The 25,195-nt window shown below is 52.7% G+C and carries 18 protein-coding genes and 2 rRNA genes (1 of these 20 only partly in view); 10 read left to right on the top strand and 10 right to left on the bottom strand.

Annotated elements, in window-relative coordinates:
* The 3 genes from JQR90_RS22910 to JQR90_RS22900 form a co-directional block, all read left to right on the top strand.
* Positions 1–2,313 (top strand): 23S ribosomal RNA (locus JQR90_RS22910) (it extends 578 nt beyond the left edge of the window).
* Positions 2,314–2,432: 119 nt separating this feature from the next.
* Positions 2,433–2,548, top strand: a 5S ribosomal RNA gene (gene rrf / locus JQR90_RS22905).
* A 166-nt stretch (positions 2,549–2,714) separates the two neighbouring features.
* A complete protein-coding gene (locus JQR90_RS22900) occupies positions 2,715–3,263 on the top strand; it encodes an adenine phosphoribosyltransferase (protein ID WP_434140829.1) in 549 nt (182 codons plus the stop codon).
* Positions 3,264–3,549: 286 nt separating this feature from the next.
* Here the strand turns inward: JQR90_RS22900 and JQR90_RS22895 are convergent, their stop codons facing one another.
* On the bottom strand, positions 3,550–5,376 hold the full coding sequence (locus tag JQR90_RS22895; RefSeq protein WP_434140828.1) for a glycosyl hydrolase family 28 protein: 1,827 nt from the start codon (positions 5,374–5,376) through the stop codon (positions 3,550–3,552).
* A 658-nt stretch (positions 5,377–6,034) separates the two neighbouring features.
* Between JQR90_RS22895 and JQR90_RS22890 the strand changes: the two genes are divergently transcribed.
* The gene (locus tag JQR90_RS22890) at positions 6,035–7,663 is read left to right on the top strand and encodes an SGNH/GDSL hydrolase family protein (protein ID WP_010798692.1); all 1,629 of its coding nucleotides are present in this window, start codon (positions 6,035–6,037) and stop codon (positions 7,661–7,663) included.
* 21 nt (positions 7,664–7,684) lie between these two features.
* The gene (locus JQR90_RS22885; protein ID WP_037031159.1) at positions 7,685–8,785 is read left to right on the top strand and encodes a pectinesterase family protein; all 1,101 of its coding nucleotides are present in this window, start codon (positions 7,685–7,687) and stop codon (positions 8,783–8,785) included.
* A 54-nt stretch (positions 8,786–8,839) separates the two neighbouring features.
* Here the strand turns inward: JQR90_RS22885 and JQR90_RS22880 are convergent, their stop codons facing one another.
* From JQR90_RS22880 to JQR90_RS22855, 6 genes are all read right to left on the bottom strand, one after another.
* Entirely contained in the window at positions 8,840–9,697 is an 858-nt protein-coding gene (locus JQR90_RS22880; RefSeq protein ID WP_010798690.1) for a GNAT family N-acetyltransferase, read from the bottom strand.
* 1,062 nt (positions 9,698–10,759) lie between these two features.
* Positions 10,760–10,954: a hypothetical protein gene (locus JQR90_RS22875; RefSeq protein ID WP_010798688.1), complete on the bottom strand. Its 195-nt coding sequence runs from the start codon at positions 10,952–10,954 to the stop codon at positions 10,760–10,762.
* A 191-nt stretch (positions 10,955–11,145) separates the two neighbouring features.
* A complete protein-coding gene (locus JQR90_RS22870) occupies positions 11,146–12,609 on the bottom strand; it encodes a family 43 glycosylhydrolase (protein ID WP_010798686.1) in 1,464 nt (487 codons plus the stop codon).
* A 522-nt stretch (positions 12,610–13,131) separates the two neighbouring features.
* Positions 13,132–13,344 (bottom strand): DUF2934 domain-containing protein, encoded by a 213-nt coding sequence (locus JQR90_RS22865; RefSeq protein WP_010798685.1) that lies wholly within the window; start codon positions 13,342–13,344, stop codon positions 13,132–13,134.
* A 182-nt stretch (positions 13,345–13,526) separates the two neighbouring features.
* A complete protein-coding gene (locus JQR90_RS22860; protein WP_010798684.1) occupies positions 13,527–14,777 on the bottom strand; it encodes a M20/M25/M40 family metallo-hydrolase in 1,251 nt (416 codons plus the stop codon).
* A gap of 202 nt (positions 14,778–14,979) precedes the next feature.
* Positions 14,980–15,171 carry a hypothetical protein gene (locus JQR90_RS22855; RefSeq protein WP_010798683.1) on the bottom strand — a complete coding sequence of 64 codons (192 nt, stop codon included), beginning with the start codon at positions 15,169–15,171 and terminating at the stop codon, positions 14,980–14,982.
* Positions 15,172–15,345: 174 nt separating this feature from the next.
* Between JQR90_RS22855 and JQR90_RS22850 the strand changes: the two genes are divergently transcribed.
* From JQR90_RS22850 to pgm, 3 genes are all read left to right on the top strand, one after another.
* The gene (locus JQR90_RS22850; protein ID WP_122044038.1) at positions 15,346–15,540 is read left to right on the top strand and encodes a hypothetical protein; all 195 of its coding nucleotides are present in this window, start codon (positions 15,346–15,348) and stop codon (positions 15,538–15,540) included.
* A 95-nt stretch (positions 15,541–15,635) separates the two neighbouring features.
* Complete coding sequence (locus tag JQR90_RS22845) at positions 15,636–15,782, top strand: hypothetical protein (protein WP_010798681.1); 147 nt, start codon at positions 15,636–15,638, stop codon at positions 15,780–15,782.
* Between the two features lie 239 nt (positions 15,783–16,021).
* Positions 16,022–17,686, top strand: a complete 1,665-nt coding sequence (gene pgm / locus JQR90_RS22840; protein ID WP_434140827.1) for a phosphoglucomutase (alpha-D-glucose-1,6-bisphosphate-dependent) — start codon at positions 16,022–16,024, stop codon at positions 17,684–17,686.
* Positions 17,687–17,800: 114 nt separating this feature from the next.
* On the opposite strand, the gene JQR90_RS22835 is transcribed toward pgm, so the two are convergent.
* Complete coding sequence (locus tag JQR90_RS22835; protein ID WP_434140826.1) at positions 17,801–18,319, bottom strand: STN domain-containing protein; 519 nt, start codon at positions 18,317–18,319, stop codon at positions 17,801–17,803.
* Between the two features lie 183 nt (positions 18,320–18,502).
* On the opposite strand from JQR90_RS22835, the gene JQR90_RS22830 reads away from it, so the two are divergent.
* Both JQR90_RS22830 and JQR90_RS22825 read left to right on the top strand, forming a co-directional pair.
* Positions 18,503–19,969 (top strand): HAMP domain-containing sensor histidine kinase, encoded by a 1,467-nt coding sequence (locus tag JQR90_RS22830; protein WP_434140825.1) that lies wholly within the window; start codon positions 18,503–18,505, stop codon positions 19,967–19,969.
* Positions 19,969–20,622 carry a response regulator gene (locus JQR90_RS22825; protein WP_434140824.1) on the top strand — a complete coding sequence of 218 codons (654 nt, stop codon included), beginning with the start codon at positions 19,969–19,971 and terminating at the stop codon, positions 20,620–20,622. Before JQR90_RS22830 ends, JQR90_RS22825 begins: the two co-directional genes overlap by 1 nt.
* 50 nt (positions 20,623–20,672) lie before the next feature.
* On the opposite strand, the gene JQR90_RS22820 is transcribed toward JQR90_RS22825, so the two are convergent.
* Positions 20,673–22,061, bottom strand: a complete 1,389-nt coding sequence (locus tag JQR90_RS22820; protein WP_434140823.1) for an efflux transporter outer membrane subunit — start codon at positions 22,059–22,061, stop codon at positions 20,673–20,675.
* Complete coding sequence (locus JQR90_RS22815) at positions 22,061–25,195, bottom strand: efflux RND transporter permease subunit (protein WP_434140822.1); 3,135 nt, start codon at positions 25,193–25,195, stop codon at positions 22,061–22,063. The genes JQR90_RS22820 and JQR90_RS22815 overlap by 1 nt, the downstream gene beginning before the upstream one ends.

Below are 25,195 nucleotides of genomic sequence, written 5' to 3'. Positions count from 1 at the left end.
TTATATTCAGTGGCAAGCTTAACCGTATAGGGAAGGCGTAGCGAAAGCGAGTCTTAATAGGGCGTTTTAGTCGCTGGGTATAGACCCGAAACCGGGCGATCTATCCATGAGCAGGTTGAAGGTTAGGTAACACTGACTGGAGGACCGAACCCACTTCCGTTGAAAAGGCAGGGGATGACTTGTGGATCGGAGTGAAAGGCTAATCAAGCTCGGAGATAGCTGGTTCTCCTCGAAAGCTATTTAGGTAGCGCCTCATGTATCACTCTGGGGGGTAGAGCACTGTTTCGGCTAGGGGGTCATCCCGACTTACCAAACCGATGCAAACTCCGAATACCCAGAAGTGCAAGCATGGGAGACACACGGCGGGTGCTAACGTCCGTCGTGAAAAGGGAAACAACCCAGACCGTCAGCTAAGGTCCCAAAGTTGTAGTTAAGTGGTAAACGATGTGGGAAGGCTTAGACAGCTAGGAGGTTGGCTTAGAAGCAGCCACCCTTTAAAGAAAGCGTAATAGCTCACTAGTCGAGTCGGCCTGCGCGGAAGATGTAACGGGGCTCAAACTACACACCGAAGCTACGGGTTCATCGCAAGATGAGCGGTAGAGGAGCGTTCTGTAAGCCTGTGAAGGTGAGTTGAGAAGCTTGCTGGAGGTATCAGAAGTGCGAATGCTGACATGAGTAACGACAATGCGAGTGAAAAACTCGCACGCCGAAAGACCAAGGGTTCCTGCGCAACGTTAATCGACGCAGGGTGAGTCGACCCCTAAGGCGAGGCTGAAAGGCGTAGTCGATGGGAAACAGGTTAATATTCCTGTACTTCTAATTACTGCGATGGGGGGACGGAGAAGGCTAGGCCAGCTTGGCGTTGGTTGTCCAAGTTTAAGGCGGTAGGCTGACTGTTTAGGTAAATCCGGACAGTTAAGGCCGAGAGCTGATGACGACTCTTCTTATGAAGAGGAAGTGGTTGATGCCATGCTTCCAGGAAAAGCCTCTAAGCTTCAGGTAATTAGAAATCGTACCCCAAACCGACACAGGTGGTCGGGTAGAGAATACCAAGGCGCTTGAGAGAACTCGGGTGAAGGAACTAGGCAAAATGGCACCGTAACTTCGGGAGAAGGTGCGCCGGTGAGGGTGAAGGACTTGCTCCGTAAGCCCATGCCGGTCGAAGATACCAGGCCGCTGCGACTGTTTATTAAAAACACAGCACTCTGCAAACACGAAAGTGGACGTATAGGGTGTGACGCCTGCCCGGTGCCGGAAGGTTAATTGATGGGGTTAGCGCAAGCGAAGCTCTTGATCGAAGCCCCGGTAAACGGCGGCCGTAACTATAACGGTCCTAAGGTAGCGAAATTCCTTGTCGGGTAAGTTCCGACCTGCACGAATGGCGTAACGATGGCGGCGCTGTCTCCACCCGAGACTCAGTGAAATTGAAATCGCTGTGAAGATGCAGTGTATCCGCGGCTAGACGGAAAGACCCCGTGAACCTTTACTGTAGCTTTGCACTGGACTTTGAGCCTGCTTGTGTAGGATAGGTGGGAGGCTTTGAAGCGAGGACGCCAGTTCTCGTGGAGCCATCCTTGAAATACCACCCTGGCATGCTTGAGGTTCTAACTCTGGTCCGTTATCCGGATCGAGGACAGTGTATGGTGGGCAGTTTGACTGGGGCGGTCTCCTCCTAAAGAGTAACGGAGGAGTACGAAGGTGCGCTCAGACCGGTCGGAAATCGGTCGCAGAGTATAAAGGCAAAAGCGCGCTTGACTGCGAGACAGACACGTCGAGCAGGTACGAAAGTAGGTCTTAGTGATCCGGTGGTTCTGTATGGAAGGGCCATCGCTCAACGGATAAAAGGTACTCCGGGGATAACAGGCTGATACCGCCCAAGAGTTCATATCGACGGCGGTGTTTGGCACCTCGATGTCGGCTCATCACATCCTGGGGCTGAAGCCGGTCCCAAGGGTATGGCTGTTCGCCATTTAAAGTGGTACGCGAGCTGGGTTTAGAACGTCGTGAGACAGTTCGGTCCCTATCTGCCGTGGACGTTTGAGATTTGAGAGGGGCTGCTCCTAGTACGAGAGGACCGGAGTGGACGAACCTCTGGTGTTCCGGTTGTCACGCCAGTGGCATTGCCGGGTAGCTATGTTCGGAAAAGATAACCGCTGAAAGCATCTAAGCGGGAAACTTGCCTCAAGATGAGATCTCACTGGAGCCTCGAGCTTCCTGAAGGGCCGTTGAAGACTACAACGTTGATAGGTCGGGTGTGTAAGCGCTGTGAGGCGTTGAGCTAACCGATACTAATTGCCCGTGAGGCTTGACCATATAACACCCAAACAATCTGTTGTTTGGTAAAGACCAGCCGAAAGCTTGGTTGAACCGCAAAATACCAATCACATACCCATTCGGGGAAACGACTAGACACCGGTTCCCCACCCGAATTGCTTGACGACCATAGAGCGTTGGAACCACCTGATCCCTTTCCGAACTCAGAAGTGAAACGATGCATCGCCGATGGTAGTGTGGGGTTTCCCCATGTGAGAGTAGGTCATCGTCAAGCACCTATACCCAAAACCCCCAGGCCTAACCGCCCGGGGGTTTTGCTTTGTGCGGATAAAATAGGTTTGTGGAGCTGGAACAGTTTATCTAGCGACGCATCTCTATTCGGCAAACCAGCCTAGTCCAGTTATACTGTCTTTTCGCCAATTTTGTACCTGAGTGTTGTTATGAGCTGCGATGCCTCTAACCTGAAATCTTATATCCGTGCTGTACCTGATTTTCCTAAGCCGGGTGTGATTTTTCGGGATATTACCCCGTTGTTTCAATCGCCACGTGCCTTAAGAATGACTGTGGACAGTTTGATTCAGCGCTATGTTGAGGCTGAGTTCACGCATGTGGGAGCGTTGGATGCCAGGGGCTTCTTGATTGGTCCCATATTGGCTTACGCACTGAATAAGCCATTAATTCTTTTCCGTAAAAAAGGAAAGCTTCCTGCCGAGTTGCTTACCGAGACCTATACAACTGAATACGGTGATTCCGTCATTGAGGTTCATAAAGACAGCTTGTCGCAAGGAGACACTGTACTGCTGGTAGATGACCTTATTGCAACAGGTGGGACTCTTGTTGCTGCGGCAAACCTGATTCGTCGCATGGGGGCTAATGTATTTGAAGCAGCTGCTATTGTAGATTTGCCAGAATTGCAAGGCTCTAAGCGTTTACAGAAAGCAGGCATTCCGACGTTTAGCCTTACTGAATTTGCTCTTTCTGAGCGCTAAAAAGAGCCCGCTTTAGCGGGCTTTTTTATGAAATGTATTTTGCAGGGAGCAGGCAATACACTAAACGCAGGCTTCCCAGTCCTGTCTTTATTGCTTGAATCAAGTAAGAAAAACACTGGTGCGTTAAGGTATCGAATACGTTAGGGTAGTATCCTCTCTTACTTCGTCTTCTTTGAGCAGTTTGGCAACAATCTAATCAACCAAATGATGTCTGCTGCCAAATATGATTACCATTATCCAACGGCAAATTGTGGCTCCAGCGCTCACGAGAGTGCCGGAGTGTTCATTATTGAAGCGGTTGTGGTACCACGTGCGTAAAGCTTAGGTCTGCACTGTTCGTAATCGACCAAGGGTTTTTTGCGGTTCCTTCAAAGGTAATATCTCTAAAGCTCGAGTTTCGAAGACCATTGATAGTGGCAGGTGCTGTTCCTTTGAAACTCACCTTGGCAAATTCGAAGCGTTCATGGAAAGCATCATGCGCGCTGTCGCCCTTGATCTCCAAGGCTGCAGAGACAGGATTCTCCACGGTAACGTTGCTGACCTTAATATCCTGAAATTTGCCGGAGATATCCGAGCGCTTGTAGTCCAGGATGGCGTTAGGATCGTTATAGTCTAAGGTGAATATAAAGCCTTGCTTGGCGCTATTACGAATGGCGGAGTCGCGAAAGATGACATTTCTGACACCGCCGCCCATGAAGTTGGTACTTTTCATGCGCAGCCCGACATCGGTCCCGTCTGAGACATTATCCTCGGCCAGGATATTCTGTATCCATGCCCCGGTGTGGCTGCCAGCAACGATCATGCCGTGGCCGTGACGAAAGTAGTTATTGAAGACCCAGACATTTTCCTGTGGCTTCTGTTTAATGGCATCAGCCCCAGTCCCTGCTGCGAAGTTGACGCAGTCATCACCCGTCTCGAAAAAGTTATTGAAAACCATGGCGCCTCGGCTGTTGGCAAATTCAATACCATCACCGTTATTGGCATCGTATGTCTTGTGTGTGGTGTTGGCCATCACCACATTTTCCGTCTCTAAGTTCATGATGCCGTGGTAGGCTGGATTGAGTACAGTAAAGTCACCATAGAATACGTTACGGACGTTGCGCAGCGTGATTAGGGATGACCGCATTTGGCCGTACGCATCCTTGACGTTCATACCCGAAGCCACTGCTCTCTGGACTTGGTCCTTGGCAAGAATGCCGTCTTGCATATAGCGTGTATTATTGCTTGCGACGTAAACCGGCAAGGCTCGTCCCAGCTCATCAGTGTCGTCTTCCAGACGCCTCCAGCCATTGCCGTTGATAATCCCTTTACCTACGATACGGATGTTTTCGAAATGCTCTTCTGTGTAGGGGTCGCGGGGTAGCGCGTTGATAAGGGAGGCGGGACGGATGGTGGTGGAGTAGGGGTACTGAATATATCCCTTCGCTGGATAGTCTTCCCCGCGCTCTGAGCCGAGAAGCGTTGCGCCACGTCCAATTTCGAGCGTCATGTTGCTCTTCAGGTAAAGTGCACCAGTCTTGAACGTCCCGGCAGGAATGAGCACCTTGCATCCAGGTGTGCAAGCATCAATAGCGGCTTGGATGGCATGTGTGTTAACAGTCTTGCCATCTCCTTTAGCGCCGTATCGAACGACATTGAACACTTTGGGTAGACGGCTGGTACGCTGGACTACTGCTTTGCTGTCAGCGGATTCATTGCCATAAGCATCTACAGCACGCACCGTGAAACGGTATTCAGTGTCTGCCTTCAGACCCGTTGCCGTGAAGCTGTGGATGGTAATACGGTGGTGGAAGCCGTCTGTGTCTTCTTCATAAAAACGATTAATGTAAGGCTTGGCAGGTGAGACGCGATTGTTATTGGCGGTGGCGCTGCCAAGAAATTTACCGTTCAGGTAGACATTATAGTCACGGATATCCTGCGGATTTGCAGGCTTTTCCCACACCAGAACAATCTGGCTCTCATCGTAGGCTAGTGTAGGAACCTGTACGTTAACCGGCGCATCAAGTGCGAAGCAGGGTAACGCGGTCACGGTTAACCCCAAGGTTAACGCTGTTATGGTCAGAATCTGTTTTTTCATTGAGCGTGACAAGGCTGCAGGGTGTTCGATGCTCATAGATTTATCCTTATTGTTATGAACGAGAGGGTTTAGAGCGCCACCTTGAGCCCATCATAATTTATTTGTGTGGTATGACAACAGCTAAGAAGCTATTCCTTCGGTTTGTGAACGAGCGGCTTCCTGAGCAGCTAAGTACAGACAGTCAATTTTATAACCTTTAGCTGCTATAAGGCTATTTGAGGCTAAAGCGCCACTATAACCCTCGACTTCGATGGTTATTCTCAAAAGGAGTGGGTGGAATCCCTTGACAAAATGGCGTTGCCAAAAAATACTGATCTTGTTGTATGACGACATACAGATGAAGACTGTTTGATGAAAGTAAATCTTCAGGCCTTCTTTAATAGTTAATCTAGTTAATTATTTAGACTCCTGCATAGCTGGTAGTGTTGATACTTGGCTGGTGGGCAAACAGACCAGCTAGTAAACAAGTCTTAACAACAACAACAAAGGACTAGCATGATTCTTCTTACCCGCTCTCTAGTTTCAGCAATGCATTACTACTTGGTCACCCGGCACATGGCTGTTTTTTCTTCCGTCAAGCAGGTTAACGCCTTCAGCTCATAGGCGCGTGCTCTCGGAGCATTTAACGGTACTGAATTTACAACGGTTCGCTTGTACAGCTCTGGATGCTGTCGAGTTACTGAGGAGTATTCGCATGCGTATGAAAGGCTCGGCTCTGATGGGGTGTTTGCTGCTAGCTGGTGCAGGATTCGCTCAGGGAGCAACGTTCTTGAATGGAGTGGTCATGGCCGATGCGCCTTTGACCAATGCCAAGGTCACAGTGATTGATAAGTGGGGAAAGCAAAAGACTGCTCTGACGGACCGCAAGGGGCATTGGCGCCTGGAAGCCTCAACACTGACGCCGCCGTTACTGGTATCCGCTACCGATCTTACACCGCGCGACGGACACATTACGCAAAATTGCCGCTACAACGATAAACCTCGAACGCGTTGTATGGCCTCGGTAGTGACAGCGCTCCCACGTAATGGAAATACAACGGTCAATATCACACCACTTACAGATCGGATTGTTTCCGAAATCGCCCAGAAGCTTGGGTACATCGGTCCTCAACAGTGGGTGGAAAGTGGTAATGCGGGGCAAATGCGCGAGGAGTTTCTAACTGCTCCGCTTAATGCGATGAGGGCAGGCCTTTCGCAAGCACTGACTCAAGCAGGCGTTAGCCATGTAGATCGGTACAACCCTATTACCACCCCCCTGCGTGACGACGGAAAAGGAGCTGAGGCGTTGCTCCAGGTGATTAATCACAACCGGGGTTATCACAATGACAGCGGCGAGGCGAGCGGAACCATTCTGACTGATATTCGCTTTCGCCCTATTCTAGGCTTCAGCGATGTCAGCACGACGCATGACACCAGCAGCTATGAGCGCTTCGACTACCTGCGTGCAAAGGGTGAGCTGGAGGCTATCAAGAGCGCTAAGGTGCGCATCCTGATTGTGAGTGATTCCACCGCAGCAACCTATGAGGAAAGCCGACTACCCAGGATGGGATGGGGGCAGGTCTTCCAGGAACGCTTTCGGAACGATAGCGGTGTTGCCGTACTCAACGGAGCGCGGGCAGGGCGATCGAGTCGCGATTTCTATAACGAGGGTTGGTATCAACAGATGGCGCGCTTCATGAAGGCAGGTGACTATGTATTCATCGCCCATGGGCACAACGACCAAAACTGTAATAGCGCCAAACCGGTGCGTGGTGCGGCAGATGTGAAAAACCTGTGTACCTATCCCAATGACAGTAATGGCAACAAGCAATATCCTGAAGGCCAACCGCAGCTGTCATTCCAGAACTCCTTGGAGCGCTACATTGCATTGGCGCGTCGGCAAGGAGCCAGACCCATCATTATGACGCCTACCACACGGGTGATGACTGCAGAGCGTAAACCCGCTTTCGAAAATGGTGATACTACACCGGTTGGCAGTTCCCACTGGACCAAGCAGAACAGCGAAAACGGCTATGCCTATGTAGGTGATTACGCGGCCACCATTCGCAAAACGGCTGCGGACAATCGAATTCCATTCATTGACCTCGAGCGGAAGACTATCGACTTCGTCAATCAGCACCGAGACGACTGGAAGTCCTATTGGCTTGCGGTTGATCCCAACGACCCACGCTATCCCTATTACAAAACCCAGACTTCCGGAACGTTGGATAATCCTGATCGTACCCACTTCCAGCAGAAGGGCGCCGAGGCGGTTGCCGGTATAGTAGCCGAAGGCATCGCGCAGCAACCGGCACTGGTTGAGCTGGCTGCAAAACTCAAATAAGAAGGAATAACAACAATGTCCATGCCTTCCCTATTACGCAGCACCATGCTCTTGGGCACTGTCAGCCTTGTATGTATCAGCCAGACGGCATTGGCAGTGCAGTACCAGGCGGTGGTGTCACCAACGGCGCAACCCAACACATTCACATCCATTAATGCGGCCATCAAGGCGGCCCCATCAGACCAGTCGCCCTATGTCATTTTCCTGAAAAAAGGAACCTATGAGGAGCGCTTGAGCATCACTCGCCCTAATATCACCTTGATAGGCGAGCAGCGGGACAAGACCATCATCAGTGCCGGTGTGTACGCGGGCATGCTCGATGAGAAGAGACAGAAATATGGTACGTCAGGCAGCAGCACCGTGAGTGTGAACGCGCCTGATTTTACAGCGCGCAATCTGACCATTCGAAACAGTTTCGACTTTCCGGCCAATGCGGCCAAGCTGGCTACTGATCCTACCAAGGTAAAGGATACCCAGGCGGTGGCGCTGCTGCTGGACAGTAACAGTGATCGCGCGCGTTTTCACAATGTGAGACTGGAGGGATATCAGGATACGTTTTATAGCAAAACCGGTAGCCGCAGCTATTTCACTCAAAGCAAGATCACAGGGCATGTTGATTTCATTTTCGGATCAGGGATCAGTGTGTTCGATCACTGCGACATCGTTGCTCGACGCCGTACCGATATAGCACCGCCTTATGGCTATCTCACCGCGCCTAGTACCGATATCAAGTCTCCCTACGGGCTGATCTTCCTGCAAAGTCGTATTGTGAAAGAGATGGGGGTGCCTGCTCGCAGTTTCGCATTGGGACGTCCCTGGCATCCTACTACGACCTTTGAGGATGGCCGTTACGCTGACCCGAATGCAATCGGTCAGTCAGTCTTTATCAAGTCTTATATGGATGATCACATCTACGGCTGGGACAAGATGTCGGGCAAGGACAAGGATGGCAACACCATCTGGTTCTATCCGCAGGACTCTCGCTTCTTCGAGGGGCGCAACTATGGTCCAGGGGCTGCATTATGGGACCCACAGCGACGACAGCTTACAACTGAGCAGTTGAGGACGTTTACCTTGGACCTTATCTTCCCGGATTGGAAACCTGAAAGGTTCAAGGACTGATAGCGCTAATCTGCCTGATCACCCCTGATGCGATCAGGCAGGACGCTAACGGAGTTAGCACAAGGCTTGATTGGCCAGTGCCATTTGTAGTGCATTGCCCAATGGTATGGGGGGACTACCCTTGACCATTTGTGCAACTTTATCCGTTTGAGGAATCCCGATATCGGTCAACCAGTTGCTTAACCCACTGCTGTGTGTGACGTCCAGCCGAACGAACTGTCCGGCTACTCGAGACAGTAGGGCAACAATCAACACTTTCGCCTGCTCGGCGGACTCTGCCACCACCGGCCCAATAGCTAGACCGCGCCCAAACGGGCGTAATAATGCAAAGCCGACCTGCTGCCTATCCCGCTCAATACCTATTACGTACTGACTGATCTTTAATAAAGCCGCAAGCACTAGGCCACGGTTCATTCCGGTTGCGCTGGAAGCTAATTCAATGAGTTGAGGAAAATGTTGTGATGTTATCTCGTGCAGCGTATGCCCGACTGGTAGCTCATGATGAGGGAGGGCTGGTGCGCTCGCGGTTTGGTGTTGATGAATATGTTCGTAGGTAATAAAGCCCTGGCTGGAATAAAGGGGCGCTCCTTGTGGTGTTGCAACCAGGAGAGGAGTGCGTGGGCTTGTATGGTTCAATACCTGGTCGACCAATTTACGGCCCAGTCCTTGGCCTTGTCGCCGCACATCAACGATGACCAGACCTAGGCTGACGTAATCGCCTTGAAGGCAGCAGAGCGCCGTACCCAATATGCCATGTGCGTCTTCTGCCACTATTCCCTGGCTGACGTGGTGTATCCATTGCCAGTCCTGCAGGCGATGGGGCCAGCCTACGGCACGTGACAATTCATGGGCATGTATCAGGTCTTCCGTTACCATTGGGCGAAATCGAATCGGAACCTCAGCAATCGACATGGGCTATAAAGTTCTCCGGCTCGGTCAGTAATAGACATTGGTCACTGTACCAGTCTACAGCCGATGCCTATCCAATGACGAAATGCTAAATAGGGTGAGATAGAGGCTTATCTCCAGATATATCTGGATAACCGATGTGGTTCGTTCAAAAGGGTATTGAAAGATCCTGTCAAAATTGACCCGAAATTGAATGGCCGTATCAATGTTCGCGTTTCAGAAAAGCAGTGGTCTCGCCAGAGTGATTATGAACTAATCAGACAAATCATTAATTAATAGGTAATGCTTTTAAAGGTTCGCAGCCTAATTAAGTATTCCGTTCTATGCGACTTACTTTATATTTTTTATCACTTTGGCGAAGTTCCAGATAAACCTGTGCCAGCAATTGACGCTTTTGTAGGTCAATGTAATATGGAAATTGCTGCACCCTGTAAATTTGGGCCAGCAATGAGCGTGTAGTTGAAGCTGATAATTTAGCTGGATCAGTAAAGATCTTGATTTAAGGCCAAGCCTGCAGCTGTTCTCTGCTCGTAACGGCGAGCGCACGTAGCTGACCCTCGGAACGGCGGGAAGTCACGCGACCATTCACGAAGATAGTAGCAGCCAATTCCTTGTTGAGCATGCCGGTAATGACTGTAGACCTGCAGGCGCAGTGCTATCTCCTTGTTGCGCCCAAGCATGAGTCCGGCCAGATGCCCCTGGGAGCCATAGAGGGTAATACCGATGCCCCAAAAGTCAGGAGGATCGGGAAAGCCATATAAGACGATCGGCGGATTATCGTAGGCTGCTTTTTAGATAAACAATACAGCTATGTTTAGCTTGATAAGCAATAAGTAGGATTGCCTGTGATCTATTGGTAAACAATATATTTTTGCTGATTGCGAACTGTTGGTGCGTTTAAGAGGCTGCCAGAGAGCGTGAATAACCTTTCAAAGGCTAATTAATAAGGGTGTAAGCCTATTTGAGGCGGCTTGGTTTTTTTAAAACACACTGTTAACTTATTTAAAATTAATTTAAATATTTAGAACAAGGCTGTACGAAACAATGTAGTTTAAGCCTTTATAGTTATGTATTTTTCTTCCATTGTCTGACAAGCAAACTGTCTATATAGGCAATCAGCTCGTCGGAGGTGATGGAGTAATGATGTACCCAGTGGCCTTCTTTTGTGCGGCCGGCGCGGATTGGCCATTTGCTGAGGCCCAGTTGCCGGGCGCGCTCAATGACTTCTGTTGGGCTGGCTCCGGTTATCGGGATTGCCATGTTCAGTCTCCTTCATCTGGTCTCTTCTCGTTATCGGTGTAAACGGACAAGACCTTGAATGAAAACTGACTAACGGTCGGCGTATAACAGTAGCGAAAGCATGAACACGCATGTGGTCAGCGTATCTGCTAACCAGGAAAGAAGCAGGCTATAGGGCAAGACGTCCATGTCTATGCCTTGAAAAGTTCTGCTCAGGGTACAGCTGACCAGTGCTGGCAGCCGTTCTTCATCCACTGGCTCTGATCGACGTCAACGCCATCGCCAACTTTGCATCCGGGTACATTCAGCACCTTGCCGCTCGACCGGTTGACCAAGCGGAACCAGGTTGATGCACCAGGCAACATCTGCCATTGCTGGGTATGAAGGTTTTGCCATGTCTCCTGTGAGATCGGCGAATCCTTGAATGCCTCCTGCGCAGTCAACACTTTGCCGCTGTTGACACTCAATACCTCATAGAAGCCATTTTTCAGATTGATCATGTGCCAGCGTTGGGCATTCGTCTGATCACACGAGGCCTGTTCGACCCGTACGCCTGCATCGAGACTGGCATCTTTCACATTGAGGCACTTGCTGCTGTTTTGGTTGATCAGCGTCACTGGCTTGTCTGCGCCTGTTGGAACACCAAAGACTGGATTGCCGTTTGAATCCCAGCTGAGCGGTTGCACATAAATGGCCCTGTTGGGATCGTACAGCGGATCGCCTACGATGCTCTTGTAGTTGCGAGCATTATAGATGTGAAGGATGGTGCCATCTCGGTCGGTTGTGAAGGTATTGCTACCTGTGCCGTAGATCCCGTTACGCTCGCTACTCTTGAAGACAGGAACAGGTGATTTGGTCCATACGCTAGGATCGAGTAGATCCGCCGTGGCTGGTGCGGAAAGCAGGCCCATGTTGTAGTTCGCATCGGTAGCACTGCCCGAATAGGCAATGAACACCTTGCCATTATGTTCCATGACGGCAGGCGCTTCGTTGACCCAGAAACCTACCTTCTCCCAGTCGTATTCAGGTTGCGATAGCATTACCTGTTTGCCTTTAATAGCCAACGGGCCATCCAGCTCGGCAATGTAGAGATTGCTGTTACCTTCGATGTTCGGGTCTTTCTGGGCCCAGACGATGTAACGTTTGCCTGCATGCACAAAGGTAGTCGTATCGATACTGAATGACTCCCAGTTTGTCTTGATCTGACCACGCTCGATCCAGCCTGAGCCTGTTACCGGATTGGCTGCATTGTTGGACAGTGCATAAATGCGGTGATTGAACGGGGTGCCCTCCTGAGCGGCAGCGAAATAGACGTACCAGGAACCGTTGTTGTAATCGATCCAGGGTGCCCAGACGTGGGTACTCATCTCACCACTGTCGTGCTTGGTCCAGATGACCTGTTCCTGGGCCTTTGCAAGACCGGCAATGGTCCTGGCGCGCCTGAGTGCGATCCGGTTGTACTCCGGTACGCTATAAGTCATGTAGTAATACCCGTCGGTATGTTTATAAACAGACGGATCGGCTCGTTGCGTAATGATGGGATTGTCGTACTGGGTTGCCGCCAGAGAGGAGGCCGGGTTGATCAATACTGTTACAGCGACCGCGAGGGAAAACCAGGCGGCATTGGTAAGGTTGCGCTTGAGACGCCTTACCTGAGCACACAGTTCTAGAACCATGGTGTTTCTCCGTTGTTGTTATTAGCAAGAACACAGGTTGTTATCGAGCAGTGTGAGCCACAGATTTAGAGGCTGAAGAAAACGGCCCATAACTGCAGCTCCTCAAGCCGAACCCTGCAAGACGGGTGACCTCATAAGGCAGGGTCGCCAAGCCCGACAGCAGAGATAGCTCAAGCGCAAGCCATGATAATGGTATGACTATTACCGGGATCGCCCGATTATTTATAGCCTACATCGCTCATACGTCTAGTGGTGGCGAGCTAATGTTATGATGAATAAGCGGTTTGGCAGCTTGGTTGATCAGGCGAGGCGGCCTTTGCGGAATCAAAGAGGTGTACCGCTTTATTAATGACGTAATGACGCGATCAGGCTGAAGGCTACTTCATCGAAGTCACTCTTACAGAGCATGTTTTCGGCTAACGCCAATCAGAGTAGGGTGGATAGCGCTCTAGGCATTTCAGGCCGACTAAAATAAAACGGCCAATAGGATTGGCCGTTTTACGTAGTGGCAAAGACCTGTGGTCAGGCTGTCTTCTTGGTACGGCTTCGCTTTGGCTTGGGCATGGGCTGCGCCACGCTGGTTTCTATTCCGCCCGACAGCGGGTCCCCTGCGGTGTCGTAGTCGACTTCTCTCTGGGCTTGAAACCAGTGCTCAAATCCCTGTCCATCCGGACGACCTGCGGCTTCCCAGATTTCGTAGGCGCGTTGACGTATGCGTTGTTCCAGATCATCCATCGCTCATCCTCCTATCGGATGTGGCTCAGCAGTCTGGCGCCGAGCTTTTTGACTTGGAGGCCGTAGGCCTTGAATATCTACCTGCATGATTGCAACAGGACTATAAGAAGGGATGCCCAGTCTTCCTTATCGTTCCTCACGTGCTATATACGTCCGATGAAAAGTCCTTTTCATTGAGAGACTTAACCTTTATCACGCTGCGCCAGCTCCATGATCATCCTTGCCAGTAGATAAAGTCTCGGCGCGACGCTTTCCACCTCGGCGTACTCTTCTGGCGTATGGATATTGCCGCCTACGATGCCAAAGCCATCCAGCGTTGGTACGCCCACACCCGCAGCAAGGCTGGCGTCAGCTGCGCCACCGCTGCCCTCAATCGTAAGCTTGCGGCCAATTTCACCGTAGATGTTTTGAGCCATCGACACGAGCCTATCCGTTTCGGCGGTTTGAGGCATAGGCGGCAAGCCCCGATGCAGATGAGTTTTCACGTCGGTCTCTTGGATCAGCTTGTTGGCAGAGACGCGCGCCATGTCTTGCTCGACCCGATCAAACTCCTCAGGAACTGCTACACGGACGTCTGCCTTGGCAGTTGCGCTGTCAGGTATGACATTCGTGCGATCGCCAGCGTCGATTACAGTAAAATTGACCGTAGTTTTCTTCTCGACATCGCCCAGTTTGCCAAGCTGGAGGACCTGATGCGAGATTTCCATGGCAGCGTTTCGGCCGAGCTCCGGCGCTACGCCCGCATGAGCGGCCTTACCGGTAACGTCAACGGTTGCGGTCGCGCTTCCTTTTCGCCAAGCCACGAGGCCATCGGCAGGCCGGCCTGGCTCTAGATTGAGGGTAACGTCATGCTCCCTGGCCACCCGTTGAATCAGCTGAGTAGCAGCATCGGAACCGGTTTCCTCGCTGGCATCGAGCAAAAAGGTAATTTGAGCGTAATCCTTGAAGTTGAGGTCTTTCAATATTTTGAGCGCATAGATGCCCGCTACGATTCCGCCCTTATCGTCCATCACGCCGGGTCCGTAGGCTCGCCCATCCTTTATATGGAAAGGCCGCTCCTTGGCTGAGCCCTCTTTGAAAACGGTATCCATATGCGCCATCAGCAAGATTTTGGCCTTGCCTGTGCCTTTAAGCGTGGCAACGATATGATGACTTTTATCAGGTGGAGAGTTTGGAACAGTCTCGATCGTAGCGCCCAGCTGTTTCAACTGATCAGCTGCAATCTGACCTACCTGTATCAGACCAGGTGCATAACCCGAGCCCGAATCAATATTTACCAGTTGCTCGAGTAGCTTGAGTGCTTCTTCCTTGTACTGTTCGGCATGGGATTGAACAGGGTGATTAGGTTCAGCCTGTACGGTGGAAGCGGTAGAAAAGGCAAAAGCGATTGCCAATGAAAGAGAGCACGTGGCGCGGCGGAGCATAACAGTCATGAGGCGTCCTTTTTGTTATGTGCCCAGACACTATAGACGCTCCCTGGCAGCCTGCATTTCGATTCGTGTAAGCCATAACCGGCGGCTCAAGGTCGCTACGATTTTGCCTTCAATGGCATCATTCGTGAGCCTTTGTCCTGTGCTATGCCAGTGAGCACGTATGTCAGGCTCGCGCCCAAACGCATCCGTTGGATTGCTGGATTCATTCAGTGGCGGCTTTAACGGCTGCCTTGGCCATATAGCGCTCAATGAGCGTGCAGGCCTGTTCGTTTAGATCAAGCAGTTCAGGCAGGAATACGCGTAGCTCGGGATGCTGACGAGCTTTCTCTTCCAAAACGCAATAGGCCTCGATGATGGACGCTTGAGTCCGCAAGGTTTGGCTGACCTTTTTCATAGGGATCTACTTGATTGATGTGACTGCGTTGTCGGTCGGGATCAGAAAAACTTTATACCTTTCGTCGTTTGACGACCGGCGCAAGTGGCAAACCGTCTGGTGATGACTTATAGCCTTCATAATTCCGTGTTATCAACGATGCCTGTCTGCAGAGCTGCTTGGGGAGGCATGTTCATGGCAGTGTTCAAACGCTATCTGACTGTGGGGCCTATCGTTTCGTTGATCAGTGTTTCGGCGATACTGATCATGGCCAGTGCACCGAGTCATCTCTATCATTTTTCGGCACTGGCATTGTCTGGTCTTATCGGGATTATGGTTGGAGTGACAGCGCTTGTGATGACGGCCCGTTACATCTATACCCACCTTTAAATCTGCTGCAAAAGGTTCGGATGACCGGTATAAACAACGGGTGGATTTATACCTCCAAAGCCTGGTGCTGATGGCTATAAATGGAGGAGATCCGTATGAGCAATGCGCCCTTAGATGCACAAGGCTCCGATCCTGTGGTGCCGGACGATGCGGGCATTGGCAGTGACGTATTCGATCCACTGCGTCCCGATATCATTCCTGATAATCCGCTTGGCGATGATGAGGTAGATCATCCGCTGTAACGCAACACAGTTATCGAAAACCCGGCTAATGCCGGGTTTTCTTTTGGCGAGCCGTTTTCACTGCTTATTTCCGAGCACCGCAGCACATAAGCGATACGAAAAGGGAACCCTGGGTGGTAGTGCTTGGGTCGAAGCGCGAATGAATGACACCCACCAGTGTCATACCGCTTTCGAATGCTTCTTGAATCGCCGCATGGTTTACTTGAGGCAGTAATTTCAATCCATCAAAGGAACGTCAGATGAGCATCGACCTTAACGCAGGACGCCTGCCCGATGAGCATACCCTGGTCAACCTACCGCGCCTGGTGTCGCGCTATTACAGTGAACGGCCCAACCCTGATGATCCGGCGCAGCAGGTTTCATTCGGTACATCCGGGCATCGCGGTTCATCGCTGAAGGTCAGCTTCAATGAGTGGCACATCCTGGCAACTACCCAGGCTATTTGTGATTACCGAAAAGAGCAGGGCGTAAATGGTCCGCTCTTTGTTGGCATGGATACCCATGCGCTGTCCGAACCTGCCTTTGTTTCAGCACTGGAAGTGCTGGCTGCCAATGGTGTTGAGACCCGTATCGATGCAGGCTGTGCTGAGACCCAGGGCGAGCCCGGTTATACGCCAACGCCCGCCATCTCCAATGCCATTCTCGAATACAACAAAGGCCGCACCAGCGGCCTGGCTGACGGTATTGTCATTACGCCTTCACACAATCCGCCTGCCGATGGTGGATTCAAATACAACCCCACCAACGGTGGTCCGGCCGATACTAACGTAACCAAGTGGATTCAGGAGCGTGCGAATGCGCTGCTCAAGGCAGGATTGAAGGGCGTGGAGCGCATGGACTATGCCCGTGCGTTGAAAGCGCCAACGACGCAGCGATTCGACTTTATCGAAAGCTATGTGGGTGGCCTTGATCAGGTCATCGATATCGAAGCCATCAAGCGTTCGGGCCTTAAGTTTGGCGTGGATCCTCTGGGCGGGGCAGGCGTGCACTACTGGACGCGCATTGCCGAGCGTTTTGGTTTGCCGCTTGAAGTCCTGTCGACCCGTATCGATCCTACCTTCCGCTTCATGCGCCTGGATTGGGACGGCAAGATCCGTATGGACTGCAGCTCGCCCCATGCGATGGCTGGATTGATTGAAAACAAGGACCGTTTCGATGTGTCCTTTGCCTGTGATACCGACCATGACCGCCACGGTATCGTGTCGCGTTCGACTGGGCTGCTCAATCCCAACCATTACTTGGCGGTAGCGATCGAATACCTCTTTACTCACCGTCCCGAGTGGAGCGCTCACGCGGGTATTGGTAAAACACTGGTGTCGTCTTCCATGATCGACCGTGTGGCTCAGGGTATCGATCGGAAGGTCGTCGAGGTGCCGGTGGGCTTCAAGTGGTTCGTAGATGGCCTCATGGACGGAAGCCTTGGCTTTGGTGGTGAGGAGTCCGCGGGCGCATCGTTCCTGCGCAAGACTGGCGGTGCATGGTCGACCGATAAGGACGGCATCATCCTGGGGTTGCTGGCAGCGGAAATCACGGCAGTTACCGACAAGGACCCTGGTGAGCGTTATCAAGCCCTGACCGAGCGGTTTGGTTCGCCGGTGTATCAGCGTATCGATGCTGCAGCTGATCGCGAGCAGAAAGCCAAGCTCGGTAAGCTGTCTGCATCCCAGGTGACTGCCAGCGAGCTGGCCGGTCAGCCGATTACACAGATCCTGACCGAGGCGCCTGGCAATGGTGCGGCGATCGGTGGCCTCAAAGTTGTGACTGAAAACGGCTGGTTTGCTGCACGTCCTTCCGGTACGGAAGACGTTTACAAAATCTACGCCGAAAGCTTTGAGGGAGAAGCGCACCTCAAGCGCATTCAGGAAGAGGCCAAAGCACTGGTCGATAGCGTCTTGGCAGGTTGATCAAAGGCTGCCTGGGTAAAAGCCCTAGGCAGCCTTCTTTCCTTATAGACCGGCAGGCGTCTGCAACAGAAGTCAGCCGCCTGCTCTCAAAGCGACCTGTATAGGCTGGATAACCTAGCGCTTCAGTTCGTTGAGTATCCCGTCCAGGCTGCGATGAAATGAGCTGCGCTCCCCGGCACTGATAAAACCCTGCTGGCGAGCCAGGTCCGCTGCGTTGGTTTCTACTTCCTTGATTTGCTGTTCGTAATGCTGCTGTTTAGCCTTGGTAATCGAGCCGTTGTTAGCATTGATGAGGTTACGTACAGCCTTTGCCTTGACCCCGACGGCATCCTGTTCATGGGTATTCGCTTCCAGCCCATCAGCCGTAGGGTAACCTTCGAGTCCTGTTCCTTTTATTAGCTGCCAGAGCGCTTCTTCAGGCGTATAGCGGCCATGCAGTGCAGGCACCTTCCGATCTGCGAAAGGGGTAAGGTCCACCGTGACAGGGCAACCGGTACTATGAGCCAGCCGCTGTAATGCTTCATCCAAACGCTGAGACGGATAATTAAAATCAGTGGCCTCTCGCTGGCAGGCCGCCTGAGCAACTTGGCACGCTAAGCCAAGAATCATTAATCTGGACAGGAAAGTTTTCATGGTTTCCTTCGCAGTAGATAGAAAAATGGAGTCTTGCCTATTTCCATACCCAAAGGCAAAGCTTGACGTCTTAACGCGAGGAGATTCTCCAATCTTCACGATGCAGTTGATAGGCCGCAGGCGCTGCTGAAGGGTTCATGGCAAAATGATCATATAACCCGATGATCAGGATTCACGCCCTCCTTGCTTACTCTCTCCAGGCTCGCCTCGTTATTCACGCCCAAGCGATGGCTGGGCGGACTGTTCATCAAATTTTTTGTCAGTCTGTTCGTGATCTCTGGTTCTTCTACAGTTGCAATCATCGGCCTCGGTACCTGGAAAAGTCAGGTTGAGCTTAAAGAGGCGCTAAGTGAAGATAAATTGCACGACCGTGTTGCGGTAGAGGGCAGGGTGGTGGCTGAGCTGCTGCAAGCCGCCGCTACGCCTGAACGCTGCCAGGCACTGCTTGAATTGTTGGTCCATCGTATCTTTGGTTCTGGTGTATTAACAGGCAAGGCTGGTAATAGTTTTAGCCAGTCTCTTGGGGAGGGGCGTCTTGCAGCGCTGTACCGCAATGAGCAGGGGCTGCAATGTCATTACCCCGCCAAACTGACGGAGCCGCTTCAAGCCAGAATGCAGACAGTTAGCCGCCAGGGTAACAGTATCAAGGTTGAAAGCGATGAGACGCGTACCGGCAGTGATATCTGGTTTAGCACGACGGTTGTTCAGCTACCACAAGAGGCAGATAGGCTTGTTCTAGGTATGGAAGGGTTTGATCCATGGAAAGCCTTCTGGGCGGATACGAGCCGTCAGTTTGGTTGGCTTTGGCCCTACATGCTGATCAGTAATTGTTGCACCGCACTGCTGCTGGCTTTCTTCCTGCTGAATAGAATTCGTCATGCCGAGCAGGTAGCCAATACCTGGGCACAGGGCCAACTCGATATGCGTATCAACGATGAGGGACATGATGAGTTCGGCCGGCTGGCCCAGCGATTCGATCATATGGCTGATGCGGTAGCAGGTGTGATTGAGGTCAAGCAGGCTATCGCTGCGCAGGATGAGCGCAGTCGGCTGGCCCGCGAACTGCACGATACCGCAAAGCAGCGGTGCTTCGCCCTAGGGCTGCAGCTCAGCCTCTTACGCCGCCTGTGCAGTACCCATCCCGAGCAGAGCAAGCTGGCCAGCTCATCACTCAAGCTCGTTGAGCATCTTCAACGAGACATGAGCGATGTTATCCATCGCCTCTCGGCACCTACAGTGGCCGAACTAGGCCTGGATAGCGCCTTGAAGCAGAACCTGGCAAACCTGCTTGAGGGCAGCGCCATCCAATGGTCTGTCGATATTCAGGAAGAGGTGATGCACTGGTTGAATGAGGAGGATGCGGTTGCAACTGAGCTGCTCTTGATTGCTAGTGAGGGGGCAGCCAACACGCTTCGACATGCCAACGCCTCGCATCTATGGATATCCCTCGTTCGTCAGGGAGAGCGGTTTGTTCTTAAAATCGAGGACGATGGTCAAGGCTTTCATCCAGGGCACACCAGCTCGGGAATGGGCCTGGGCAATATGCGTCAAAGAGTCCATTGGCTTTTGGAAGGGCGTATTGATATCTGCAGCGAGCCTGGTGAGGGAACGACCGTTGAAATCTCCTTTAAACCCACAGAAGGGCAATGATGAAAACCACCGTGTTGCTGGTTGATGACCATGCCATTGTCAGACAGGGTATCCGAAGTCTGCTCGACATTACCGGCGAGTTCGATGTGATAGGCGAGGCGGGAGATGGGCAGACAGCGATTGAGCTCGCTCAGGCGTCCAAGCCTGAGCTTGTCTTGCTGGATTTGATGATGCCAGGGTTGAGCGGTGTGGAGACCATCAAGCGACTGCTGGAGGTAAGTCCGGGTAGCCAGATAGCTGTCCTGAGTTCTACCGAAGAGGATGAGTTGGCCTTTGCTGCCATCGAGGCGGGTGCTCAGTCCTTTCTGGTCAAGACGATGTTGGGTGATGAGCTGATTGATATGATCCGCCGGATCGCGCGAGGTGAGGTCATTATTCATCCCTTTATCGCGTCGAAGCTTCTCAAAGTGGTCAGGGGAATTCGCGAGCCCAAGGTCGATCCCTTCAAGGAGCTGACCGAGCGTGAACTTGATGTGCTTCGCGAGCTTGCCTCTGGGGGCAGTAACGTGCGCATTGCTACTGCACTGAATATCAGTGAGAAAACAGTGAAGTCCCATATTAGCAGCCTGCTCTCCAAACTCGACTTGGTTGATCGTACAGAAGCCGTTGCCTTCGCCTGGAAGCAAGGATTGATGACGCATCATGGGTCCTGAAAGCGCAGTCTAGTAAAGGCCCAGCCGGTATTCGGCCGGGCCTTTGTTTATCAGATACCACCCAACACTCTGTACAACTCGATGCGGTTTTCCTCCGCGATTTGACGTGCATTGATCAGCGATTTCTGAGCGCTGTAGAGCGTACGTTGCGCATCGAGCGCATTCAGGAAGGTATCAATACCCCGTCTATAACGTGCATCCGAGAGCTGGTAGCTTTCGCTGGCCGCTTCCAAAAGAGCTGTCTGGGCAGAAAGTTGCTCCTCCAATGTGTCGTGCCTGGCCAGCGCGTCAGCCACCTCACGAAAAGCGGTCTGGATGCTTTGCTCATAGTCAGCGACGTAATAGTCCCGCTGGGCCTTGCTGTAGTTCAGGTTGGCTGTGTTGGCGCCACCGGTGAAGATCGGGATGCTAACAGAGGGCATGAACGACCAGACCTTGTTGGCGCTTGAAAACAGCGATGACAGCTCGTTACTGCTCAAGCCTACAGAGGAAGTAAGGCTCAGCTGTGGAAAGAATGCTGCCCGAGCAGCCCCGATATTGGCATTGGCTGCCAACAGGTTATGTTCCGCCTGAAGCACATCCGGGCGCCTGAGCAGGACATCGGAAGACAGTCCAGGCGAGATCTCTGCAAACAATGGTTTATCTGCTGCCAATGGTTGGGGTAGCACCGCATCATCCAGTGTCTGCCCGACTAACAGTTCCAGTGCATTGCGGTCCTGAGCAACAAGCGTCCGGTAATTGGCAATATCCGCGCGTGCCTGTTCATAGATCGTCTGGGCCTGCCGCAAGTCTACGCGGGAGGCGATGCCTGCCGAGAGCCGACCCTGGATCAGACTGACCGTGCGATCCGCGCTTTCCAGCGTTTCCTCCGAGATCCTCAGTTGCGCCCGGTCAGACGCGAGCGTCAGGTAGGCATTGGCTGTTTCCGCGATCAAACTGATATAGGTGGCGCGGGAAGCCTCTTCTGTAGCCAGCAAACTCTGCTGTGCTGATTCGGACAGGCTCCGCACGCGTCCAAACAAATCCAGCTCATAGGCGCTAAGCCCAACGCTTGCCGAAACGCTTTTGCTATAGACGGTCTGTTTTTGGCCCAACGTCTCAACCTGAGTGCGTGAACGTGAAGCATTGGCGCTGGCGTTTAGCTGGGGCCAGAGTTCGGAGCGCTGCAGACGATACTGCGCCCGAGCCGACTCGATATTGGCCGCCGCTTTGCGCAGGTCCCGGTTATTGGCTAGCGCAAGCGTTATGACGGATCGTAGATCGGCATCCAGCACAAGCGCTTCCCAAGTGGCTGGCACAAAGGCTTGTACAGAGGGCGTGTAGCCAGTTCCCAGCGGCCACGTTGAAGGAACCGGGGCGGCGGGGCGCTCATAAGTGGGAGCGAGGGTGCAGCCAAGCAGAGCCATCGGCATGAGCAGCGCTAAATATCTCAGGCGCATCACGGTGTCTCCTGCGAAGCGGATGGGGTCTTGCTCTTCTGGAAGCGGATAGCGAGGCCGCGGACGAGCACAAAGAACAGCGGTACGAAAAAGATCGCAAGCACTGTTGCGGTGAGCGTACCGCCAATGATGCCGGTGCCAATGGAGATGCGGCTGTTGGCACCCGCACCGGTAGCAACGGCCAGAGGCAGCACACCTGCCATGAAGGCCAGCGAGGTCATAACGATCGGGCGAAGTCTCAAGCGAGCACCCTCAAGCGCAGCATTCCAGATGGAGAGCTCACGCTGCTCAGCCGCTTCGGCAAACTCAACAATCAGAATGGCATTCTTGGAAGCCAGGCCAATGGTGGTAATGAGCGCAACCTGGAAAAAGACATCGTTTTCCAGCCCCCGTAAGGTAGCTGCGAGAATGGTGCCGACAATACCCAGCGGAATGACCATGAGCACTGAGAAGGGAATCGACCAGCTGTTGTAGAGGGCTGCTAGGCAGAGGAAAACAATCAGGATGGACAGGGCATAAAGGCGAATGGCCTGCCCGCTGGATTCGCGCTCCTGATAGGACAAGTCGCTCCAGGCGAAGGTCGTCCCCTGGGGCAACTGGCTGGCCAAGCGCTCCATGGTGTCCATGGCTTCACCCGAGCTGACACCCGGAGCACCCTGACCCTGAATCGCGTATGAGGCAAGGCCGTTGAAGCGTTCAAGGTTGTCCGGGCCGCGCTCCCAATGCGTAGTGGCAAAGGCCGAGAAAGGTGTCATCGCGTTGGACTGACCACGCACATACCACTGGTACAAATCATCAGGCTGCGAGCGAAACGGGGCGTCACCCTGCATGTATACCCGCTTGACGCGACCCCGGTCGATAAAGTCATTGATATAGGTACTGCCCCAGGCGGCACTTAACGTCGAGTTGATATCGCTCAACGCTAGCCCGCTGGAAACCGCCTTGGATTGATCAATGTCGATTTTGAGCTGTGGAGTTTCTTCCAGGCCGCTTGGGCGAACGGCTGCCAGGGACGGCTCTGCTGCGGCCAGCCCTAACAGCTGATTACGAAAGCCCAGGAGCTGAACACGGTCCGTTGTGGCTGATGCCTGTAGCTGGAACGTGAAGCCAGACGATTGGCCCAGGCCCTGGATCGCAGGTGGCGTCAGGGCGTAGATCTGCGCATCGCGGGAACGGTAAAAGGTGGCCATGGCGCGATTGGAAATACTATCGGCCCGATCTTTTTCATCGGTGCGCTCGCTCCAATCTTTAAGGGCAACAAACGCAAGGCCCGTATTCTGGCCGCTTCCGCCAAAGCCAAATCCGACAATGGTAAAAATTGCTTTGGTGTTGTCCTTTTCGGCTTCCAGATAATGGCGCTCAATGGTCTTGCCAACCTCCAGACTGCGCTTCTGGGAGGCTCCGACCGGCAAGGTAAACTGCACCATGTTCGAGCCCTGGTCTTCGGTAGGCAGAAAGCCGCTGGGTAAACGCATATACAGCACGACCAGTACGGCACCCAAGCATCCATAAATGAGCATGAACCGTACCGGGCGTTTGAGTACGCCCGTTACTCCATGCTCATAGCGGTTGAGGTTCTTGTTGAAGGTGCGGTTGAACCAGCCAAAGAAACCAGAGTGCGCCCGATGCTCGGCTGGCTTGAGCAATGTTGCGCACAGGGCGGGTGTGAGGGTCAGTGCAATGAACACCGACAGCACCATAGACGCTACGATAGTGATGGAAAACTGCCGATAGATAACCCCTGTCGACCCGCCAAAGAAAGCCATGGGTAGAAAAACGGCAGACAGCACCATGGCAATCCCGATCAACGCACTGTTGATCTCCGTCATTGACTCCATGGTGGCGTCAAGGGCAGACAGCTTGCGCTCCGTCATCAAGCGCTCAACGTTTTCCACCACCACAATAGTGTCGTCTACCAGAAGGCCAATGGACAGCACCACGCCAAACAGGGTGAGCGTATTGATGGAATATCCTGCAATCCATAGCACGCCGAATGTGCCCAACAGCACCACCGGAACGGAAATCGCCGGGATAAGGGTTGCGCGCCAGCTCTGCAGGAAAATGAACATCACCACGACGACAAGGGCAATGGCCTCGAAGAGTGTCTTGATGACCTCATGAACTGAAAGCTTGATAAATTCCGTGCTGTCGAGCGGGAATTCCAGGTGGTAGCCTTCAGGAAAGTTACTGGACAGCTCCTGTGCCAGCGCCTTTACGCCTTCGGCTGTAGAAAGTGCATTGCTTCCAGGTGCAAGCTTCACTGCAAGTCCTGCAGCAGCATGGCCGTTCAAGCGAGTGACAATGCCGTAACTCTCACTGCCCAGCTCCACCCGAGCCACATCGCCCAAATGCACATGCGCGCCTGACGAATCGCTCTTCAAGATGATGTCCCGGAACTGCTGGGGTGTACGCAGTCGCGATTGTGCGGTGACGGTGGCGTTGAGCTCCTGATCCGGTGGAGAAGGCAATCCGCCAATCTGCCCAGCAGAAACCTGAGTGTTCTGTGCCTGCATAGCGGCAGTGATGTCAGAGGGCATCAATCCATAGGTGGCCAGCTTCGAAGGATCAAGCCATATGCGCATGGCATATTCAGAGCCGAATATTTGCACATCGCCTACACCAGCAACCCGTGAGATAGGGTCCTGCAGGTTACTGGCCATGTAGTCGGAAATATCCGTAGAGGATGAACGATCCGTGTCGTCGTACAGGGCCATGATGAGCAGGAAATCATTCTGCGCCTTGGTCACCGAGACGCCTTGCCGCTGCACCTCGGAGGGAAGACGCGTAAGCGCCTGCTGGACCTTGTTCTGGACCTGGATCTGAGCGTTATCGGGATCAATGCCCTGGTTGAAGGTCACCGTGATACTGGTTCGTCCTGTGGAGCTGCTGCTGGCGGAAAATGATTGAAGGCCATCCAGCCCCTTGAGTTGCTGTTCAAGGATTTGCGTAACGCTGTTCTCCATGGTCTCGGCCGAGGCGCCGGAGTAGGAGGCGCTGACTGAAATGGCTGGGGGAGCCACATCCGGGTATTGAGCGATAGGTAGAGTACGTATTGCCAGGACGCCAAAAAGCATGATGACTATACTGATGACCCAGGCGAAGACCGGTCGCTTGATAAAGAAATGTGCAAACAT

Source organism: Pseudomonas sp. JZ114 (genome assembly GCF_051027705.1).
Classification (GTDB): Bacteria; Pseudomonadota; Gammaproteobacteria; order Pseudomonadales; family Pseudomonadaceae; genus Chryseomonas; species Chryseomonas luteola.
Note: the sequence above shows the minus strand (reverse complement) of the source record. Positions and strands in the feature narration are given on the sequence as shown.